Source organism: Bacillus sp. 22190 (assembly GCF_052045575.1).
Classification (GTDB): Bacteria; Bacillota; Bacilli; order Bacillales; family Bacillaceae; genus Bacillus; species Bacillus altitudinis.
On sequence record NZ_JBQEPF010000013.1, the window covers coordinates 88,347 to 96,346 of the forward strand.

Annotated in this window: 6 protein-coding genes; all 6 read left to right on the forward strand. The window is 40.9% G+C overall.

Annotated elements, in window-relative coordinates; genetic code table 11:
* The first annotated feature begins 50 nt into the window (after positions 1-50).
* Positions 51-1,187: a DNA polymerase III subunit beta gene (gene dnaN, locus ACTJKA_RS15750; RefSeq protein ID WP_008347596.1), complete on the forward strand. Its 1,137-nt coding sequence runs from the start codon at positions 51-53 to the stop codon at positions 1,185-1,187.
* A 150-nt stretch (positions 1,188-1,337) separates the two neighbouring features.
* Complete coding sequence (gene yaaA, locus ACTJKA_RS15755) at positions 1,338-1,553, forward strand: S4 domain-containing protein YaaA (protein WP_008347598.1); 216 nt, start codon at positions 1,338-1,340, stop codon at positions 1,551-1,553.
* 16 nt (positions 1,554-1,569) lie between these two features.
* Positions 1,570-2,682, forward strand: coding sequence for a DNA replication/repair protein RecF (recF, locus tag ACTJKA_RS15760; protein ID WP_007497487.1), 1,113 nt, complete (start codon positions 1,570-1,572; stop codon positions 2,680-2,682).
* 17 nt (positions 2,683-2,699) lie between these two features.
* A complete protein-coding gene (remB, locus tag ACTJKA_RS15765; protein ID WP_008360920.1) occupies positions 2,700-2,945 on the forward strand; it encodes an extracellular matrix regulator RemB in 246 nt (81 codons plus the stop codon).
* A 57-nt stretch (positions 2,946-3,002) separates the two neighbouring features.
* The gene (gene gyrB, locus ACTJKA_RS15770; protein ID WP_025206585.1) at positions 3,003-4,919 is read left to right on the forward strand and encodes a DNA topoisomerase (ATP-hydrolyzing) subunit B; all 1,917 of its coding nucleotides are present in this window, start codon (positions 3,003-3,005) and stop codon (positions 4,917-4,919) included.
* Positions 4,920-5,152: 233 nt separating this feature from the next.
* On the forward strand, positions 5,153-7,657 hold the full coding sequence (gyrA, locus tag ACTJKA_RS15775; RefSeq protein WP_008347605.1) for a DNA gyrase subunit A: 2,505 nt from the start codon (positions 5,153-5,155) through the stop codon (positions 7,655-7,657).
* Positions 7,658-8,000 lie beyond the last annotated feature (343 nt).

The following is an 8,000-nucleotide window of genomic DNA, read 5'->3' on the forward strand; positions in this document are numbered from 1 at the left end:
TATTAAATAAATATATATACATGTCATTAAGAAAAATTAGGAGGACCACTATGAAATTCACGATTCAAAAAGATCGTCTTGTTGAAAGTGTCCAAGATGTATTAAAGGCCGTATCCTCTAGAACAACGATTCCTATTTTGACAGGGATTAAAATTGTTGCATCTGACGAAGGGGTTTCTCTCACAGGGAGCGATTCTGATATCTCAATCGAATCTTTTATTCCTCAAAGAGATGGAGATTTAGAAGTCATTACAATTGATCGACCAGGAAGTATTGTGCTGCAAGCCCGCTTCTTTAGCGAAATCGTTAAGAAACTGCCTATGTCTACTGTCGAAATTGAGGTAGAACAAAATCATCTGACCATCATCCGCTCTGGTTCAGCAGAATTTAATTTAAACGGCTTAGATGCTGAAGAATATCCGCATCTGCCACAAATTGAAGAGCATCATGCTTTTCAAATTCCAACAGATTTGCTTAAAAACCTTATCCGTCAAACGGTTTTCGCAGTGTCCACCTCAGAAACACGACCTATCTTGACAGGTGTAAACTGGAAGGTTGAAAAAGGTGAATTAATATGCACAGCAACGGATAGTCATCGTCTTGCTTTAAGAAAAGCGAAGTTGGATATTAACGAGGAAAGCTCGTACAATGTGGTCATTCCTGGAAAGAGTTTAACAGAGCTAAGTAAAATTCTTGATGATGGACAAGATCTTGTGAGCATCGTCATTACGGAGACACAGGTTCTCTTTAAAGCACAGAACGTGCTGTTCTTCTCAAGATTGCTGGATGGTAATTACCCAGATACAGCTCGCCTCATTCCGCAAGAAAGTAAAACGGATGTAGTGGTGAATACGAAAGAATTCCTTCAAGCGATTGATCGCGCGTCACTTTTAGCAAGAGAAGGGCGTAACAACGTTGTGAAGCTTTCTGCTGATCCTGCGCAAAGCCTTGAAATTTCTTCTAATTCGCCTGAAATCGGTAAAGTAGTTGAAACGGTGCAAGCAGATGACATTAAAGGGGAGGATCTCAAAATCTCTTTCAGTCCGAAATATATGCTTGATGCTTTAAAAGTATTAGAGGGAACAGAGATTCATGTCAGTTTCACTGGCGCAATGAGACCATTCCTATTACGAACGCCAAATGATGATTCCATTTTGCAATTGATTCTTCCAGTTAGAACGTATTAATTTGGTCTAAAATGGCTGCTGTGTGAGCGCACAGCAGCTTTTTTCCTCGTTTCCTCAGCTTTCTTTCATCCCAGTTCGCTTTCCCCCTTTCCTTCTTGTCTTGTTTTTTAGTACAATTAGATATTAGTGATATTGAAAGAGGTCGATACAATGCCTAATCTGATAACGATTGAAACAGAAATGATTACATTAGGGCAGTTTTTGAAATTAGCCGAAGTCATTCAATCTGGTGGAATGGCGAAGTGGTTTTTAAGTGAACATGAGGTGTTCATCAATCAAGAGCCAGATAATAGACGGGGACGCAAATTATACCCAGGTGATGTTGTCGAGATAGAAGGTCACGGCACATTTCAAGTTGTGAATTAGAAACGGGTGACAATACATGTACATTCAAAGTCTGGCGTTAACTTCATACCGAAACTATGAACACACCGAGCTTCAATTCGACAATAAGGTGAATGTGATGATTGGTGAGAACGCCCAAGGTAAAACGAACCTGATGGAAGCGATCTATGTATTGTCGATGGCAAAGTCTCATCGTACGTCAAATGATAAAGAACTTATCCGATGGGACGAAGACTATGCTAAAATAGAAGGTAGAGTCATCAAAAAAAATGGTCCACTCCCCATGCAGCTCGTGATCTCAAAAAAAGGAAAAAAGGGCAAGGTCAATCACATTGAACAACAGAAACTCAGTCATTATGTTGGTGCCTTGAACACCATCATGTTTGCACCAGAGGATCTCAGCCTTGTGAAAGGTAGCCCGCAAATCCGCAGAAGATTCCTCGACATGGAGATTGGACAAGTGTCTGCTGTCTACTTGCATGATTTATCGCTCTATCAAAAAATCCTCACTCAGCGAAATCATTACTTGAAACAATTGCAAACAAGAAAGCAAACGGATCAAGCGATGCTGGAGATTTTAACAGAGCAGTTGATTGATGCGGCAGCGAAGGTTGTCAAAAGACGACTGACTTTTACGAAACAGCTCGAAAAATGGGCGCAGCCGCTGCATTTTGGGATTTCAAGAGAGCTGGAAACGCTCACGCTCCAATACCAGACGGCCATAGAGGTATCAGAAGCGTCAGACTTGTCGAAAATAAAAAATAGCTATGAAGAATCGTTTCAGAAACTAAGAGACAGAGAAATAGACCGAGGGGTGACGCTATGGGGGCCTCACAGAGATGATCTTCTTTTCTTTGTGAATGGTCGGGATGTTCAGACATATGGCTCTCAAGGGCAGCAAAGAACAACAGCTCTTTCACTAAAGCTGGCAGAAATTGATCTGATTCATGAAGAAATCGGTGAATACCCAATTCTTCTACTCGATGATGTTTTATCTGAACTTGATGATTACAGACAGTCTCATTTGCTCCATACCATTCAGGGACGTGTACAGACCTTTGTCACCACTACGAGTGTTGAAGGCATCGACCACGCCACCCTGAAAGAAGCGGAAATTTTCAGAGTAGCCAGTGGAAAAGTAATTGACTGATAAATGAGGTGTGAGTCTTGTATATTCATTTAGGTGATGATTGTGTTGTTTCTACACGAGAGATTGTCGCAATTGTTGATTACAAAATGAGGTCATCTTCTGTTGTAGAGGAATTTCTTCAAAAACAAGAAGAACAAATCATTTCGTTGTCACAAGGGACACCCAAATCCATCGTCGTCACAACTGAATCCGTGTATTACTCTCCTCTTTCCTCAAGCACGCTCAAAAAACGTGCTTCATTTGTGATTGAAATTGAAGTCTAAAAGCTCAATTCATATAAATATATCGTTTAAGAAAAGTGTAGGTGAATGTACGTGGCAATGGAACAGCAACATAATAGTTATGATGAAAATCAGATACAGGTGCTCGAAGGACTAGAAGCGGTTAGAAAACGTCCAGGAATGTACATTGGGTCAACCAGTGCAAAAGGACTTCACCATCTTGTATGGGAAATTGTCGACAACAGTATTGATGAGGCTTTAGCTGGTTATTGTACAGACATTACAGTGCAAATTGAAAAAGATAATAGCATCACAGTGAAAGATAACGGCCGCGGAATTCCTGTTGGGATTCACGAAAAAATGGGACGTCCTGCTGTAGAAGTCATTATGACGGTTCTTCACGCTGGTGGTAAATTTGACGGCAGCGGTTATAAAGTATCTGGCGGTCTGCATGGTGTAGGGGCATCTGTTGTTAATGCGTTATCTACGACCTTAGACGTGACTGTATACCGTGATGGGAAAATTCACTATCAACAATTCAAACGCGGTGTTCCAGTTGGAGATTTAGAGATCATTGGTGAAACAGATGTAACAGGGACAACCACTCATTTTGTGCCAGATCCAGAAATTTTCACTGAAACCATTGAATTTGATTACGACACACTTGCTAACCGTGTACGTGAGTTAGCTTTCTTAACAAAAGGCGTCAACATCATCATTGAAGACTTACGTGAAGGCAAAGAGCGAAGAAACGAATACTGCTATGAAGGCGGTATTAAGAGCTATGTAGAACATTTGAATCGCTCGAAGGAAGTCGTTCATGAAGAACCAGTTTACATCGAGGGTGAAAAAGACGGAATCACCGTTGAAGTTGCACTGCAATACAACGATTCCTATACAAGCAATATTTATTCTTTCGCCAACAACATCAACACATATGAAGGCGGATCACACGAAGCTGGCTTTAAAACCGGTCTGACGCGTGTCATCAATGATTATGCTCGTAAAAATGGCGTATTCAAAGATGGAGACTCGAATTTGAGCGGAGAAGATGTACGAGAAGGCTTAACAGCCATTATCTCTATCAAACATCCAGACCCTCAATTTGAAGGACAAACGAAGACAAAGCTCGGTAACTCAGAAGCAAGAACCATTACCGACTCCCTCTTCTCCGAAGCACTTGAGAAATTCCTCTTAGAGAACCCTGATGCTGCAAAGAAAATTGTGGAGAAAGGTGTGATGGCAGCTCGTGCAAGAATGGCTGCCAAAAAGGCACGTGAGCTGACAAGACGTAAAAGTGCACTGGAAGTCTCTAGCTTGCCTGGGAAACTGGCAGACTGTTCTTCTAAAGATCCTTCCATCTCTGAGCTTTATATCGTAGAGGGAGATTCTGCGGGCGGATCTGCTAAGCAAGGTCGTGATCGACATTTCCAAGCGATCTTACCGTTAAGAGGGAAGATCCTAAACGTTGAAAAAGCCCGACTAGATAAAATTTTATCTAACAACGAGGTTCGTTCAATGATTACAGCGCTAGGGACTGGAATCGGAGAAGACTTCACTTTAGAGAAAGCACGTTATCACAAAATTGTGATCATGACTGATGCTGATGTTGATGGAGCGCATATTCGGACGCTACTCCTAACATTCTTCTATCGCTACATGCGTGAAATCATTGAAAACGGTTATGTGTATATCGCACAGCCGCCTTTATATAAAGTGCAGCAAGGAAAACGTGTTGAATACGTGTATAACGATAAACAGCTAGATGAACTGTTAAAAACACTGCCTCAAACACCGAAACCTGGACTTCAGCGTTATAAAGGTCTTGGAGAGATGAATGCTACTCAGCTTTGGGAAACAACAATGGATCCTGATGCGAGAACACTTCTTCAAGTGACACTTGAGGATGCAATCGATGCTGATGAGACTTTTGAAATGCTAATGGGAGATAAAGTAGAGCCGAGACGTAACTTTATCGAAGAAAATGCACAATACGTAAAAAATCTTGATATTTAGATAGGTATCCCCCTTGAGAGCAACCTTATTTCTTGTTTGGAATAAGGTTGTTTTTCAAGAAACAGGGGCGTGAAACGAATGTCCTGGTTTTCTACGTTTCGTTGATTTTCTAGTAAATAAATGTGTATAAAGGCAAGATTATTGATATAATGGAGAATAGTCTTGTGAAGATAAATACATATTTTACTCCCACATAATTTATTTCATGTGATACGTAAAGGGAGGTTCTTATAGTGAGTGAACAACATACACCAAATGTACGCGAAGTGAATATTAGCCATGAAATGCGTACGTCCTTTTTAGATTATGCAATGAGTGTTATTGTTTCGCGTGCATTACCAGATGTGCGAGACGGATTGAAGCCCGTGCATCGAAGAATTTTGTATGCGATGAATGACCTAGGTATGACAAGTGATAAACCATTTAAGAAATCTGCACGTATCGTTGGGGAAGTTATCGGTAAGTACCACCCTCACGGTGATAGCGCTGTATATGAAGCGATGGTTCGGATGGCGCAAGATTTCAACTATCGTAATATGCTGGTTGAAGGGCACGGGAACTTTGGTTCTGTCGATGGAGACGGTGCAGCAGCCATGCGTTATACCGAGGCACGTCTTTCTAAAATTTCGATGGAGATCCTGCGTGATATCACAAAGGACACCATTGATTATCAAGATAACTACGATGGCAGCGAAAGAGAGCCAGTCGTTATGCCTGCTAGGTTCCCGAACTTATTAGTGAACGGGGCAACAGGAATCGCTGTAGGGATGGCAACGAATATCCCGCCTCACCAACTAGGTGAAGTGATTGATGGGGTATTGGCAATTAGTCAAAATCCTGAAATGACGACACAGGAACTAATGGACATCATTCCAGGTCCAGACTTCCCAACTGCGGGACAAATCATTGGGCGAAGCGGTATTCGTAAAGCGTATGAAACAGGACGCGGCTCTATTACATTACGTGCAAAGTCAAACATCGAAGAAACATCTAGTGGTAAGCAGCGCATTGTTATCAACGAGATTCCTTATCAGGTTAACAAAGCTCGTTTGATCGAAAAAATCGCAGATCTTGTCCGTGATAAAAAGATTGATGGCATTACAGATCTTCGTGATGAATCTGACCGTAATGGAATGAGAATTGTCATTGAACTACGAAGAGACGCAAACGTCCATGTTCTATTAAACAATCTTTATAAACAAACGACACTTCAAACGTCCTTCGGTATTAACTTGCTTGCACTTGTTGATGGACAGCCGAAAGTGTTGTCTCTCAAACAATGTCTCGAATATTACCTTGAGCATCAGAAAGTGATCATTCGTCGAAGAACGGCGTATGAATTGCGTAAAGCGGAAGCAAGAGCTCATATTTTAGAAGGCTTAAGAATTGCGCTTGATCACTTAGATGAGGTCATTGCCTTAATTAGAGGCTCTCAAACTGCTGAAATTGCAAGAAATGGTTTGATGGAAAACTATAGCTTGTCTGAAAAACAAGCACAGGCCATTCTCGATATGCGACTCCAGCGTTTGACTGGTTTAGAAAGAGAGAAAATAGAAGATGAATACAAAGGGCTTGTTGAATTGATTGCTGAATTGAAAGCCATTCTAGCAGACAATGAGAAAGTTCTAGAAATCATTAGAGAAGAATTAACAGAAATCAAAGAACGCTTCAATGATACGCGCCGCACAGAAATTGTGACAGCGGGTATAGAAACAATCGAAGACGAAGATTTGATTCCTGTTGAAAATATTGTGATCACACTGACTCATAATGGTTATATTAAGCGCCTGCCTGCATCAACATACCGCAGTCAAAAAAGAGGCGGTAAAGGTGTACAAGGAATGGGAACCAACGAAGATGATTTCGTTGAACAGCTGATCTCAACATCTACGCACGATACGATTCTCTTCTTCTCTAATAAAGGGAAGGTTTATCGAGCGAAGGGCTATGAGATCCCTGAGTTCGGACGAACAGCGAAAGGGATTCCGATTATTAACCTTCTTGAAGTAGAAAAGGGAGAGTGGATAAACGCCATTATTCCAGTCAGCGAATTTGATGAAGATTCGTATCTCTTCTTTACAACAAGACACGGTGTCTCGAAACGAACGTCATTGTCTCAATTTGCAAACATCCGAAACAATGGTTTGATTGCACTCAGCCTGCGTGATGAAGATGAATTGATGGCTGTTCGTTTAACCAATGGTGAAAAACAAATCATCATCGGAACGAAAAAAGGAATGCTCATTCGTTTCGACGAGACAGATGTTCGTGAAATGGGACGTACAGCAGCTGGAGTTAAAGGGATCACACTTTCTGAGGATGACATCGTCGTTGGAATGGAAATCCTTGAGCCAGATGCAAACGTATTGATCGTAACGGAAAAAGGTTATGGTAAATTAACGCCTGAAAAAGAATATCGTGTCCAAAGCCGTGGTGGTAAAGGTCTGAAAACATGCAAGATCACTGACAACAACGGTCCGCTTGTTGCAGTGAAGGCGACTAACGCTGAAGCTGAAGAAGACTTGATGATTATTACAGGTAGTGGTGTCATCATCCGTATGGCCGTTTCAGATATCTCCACAACAGGCCGAGTCACTCAAGGTGTCCGCCTGATCCGTCTAGGTGATGATGAACATGTCGCTACAGTGGCATTAGTAGAACAATCACCAGAAGACGATGAAGAGAATAGTGAAGAAAACGTAGAAAATGTAGAGTCAGATCAAGAGCAATCTGAGTAAAGATAAAGCCGGTTTTTCACCGGCTTTATTTTTTTTTGAAAAAACATGATTTTTTTTGAAGTTTATAATGCTTTTTTCATAGATATGTGTTAATCTTTCAAAGGAGCAAAAAGAGGCTCTATTTTTTATCTCTTTCATAACAAAAACTTCTTAAAAAAATAAAATGTTTTTCAAGAAAAATGTTGACTATTGATAGAGATATATGATATATTTAAGTGGTCGCTTTGAGAGAGTGACAAACAAGTTCTTTGAAAACTAAACAAGACAAAACGTACCTGTTAATTCGAGTTTTTATAAAAAAATCCTATGATACATCATAGGTAGTCAGTCAAACTGGCGAAAA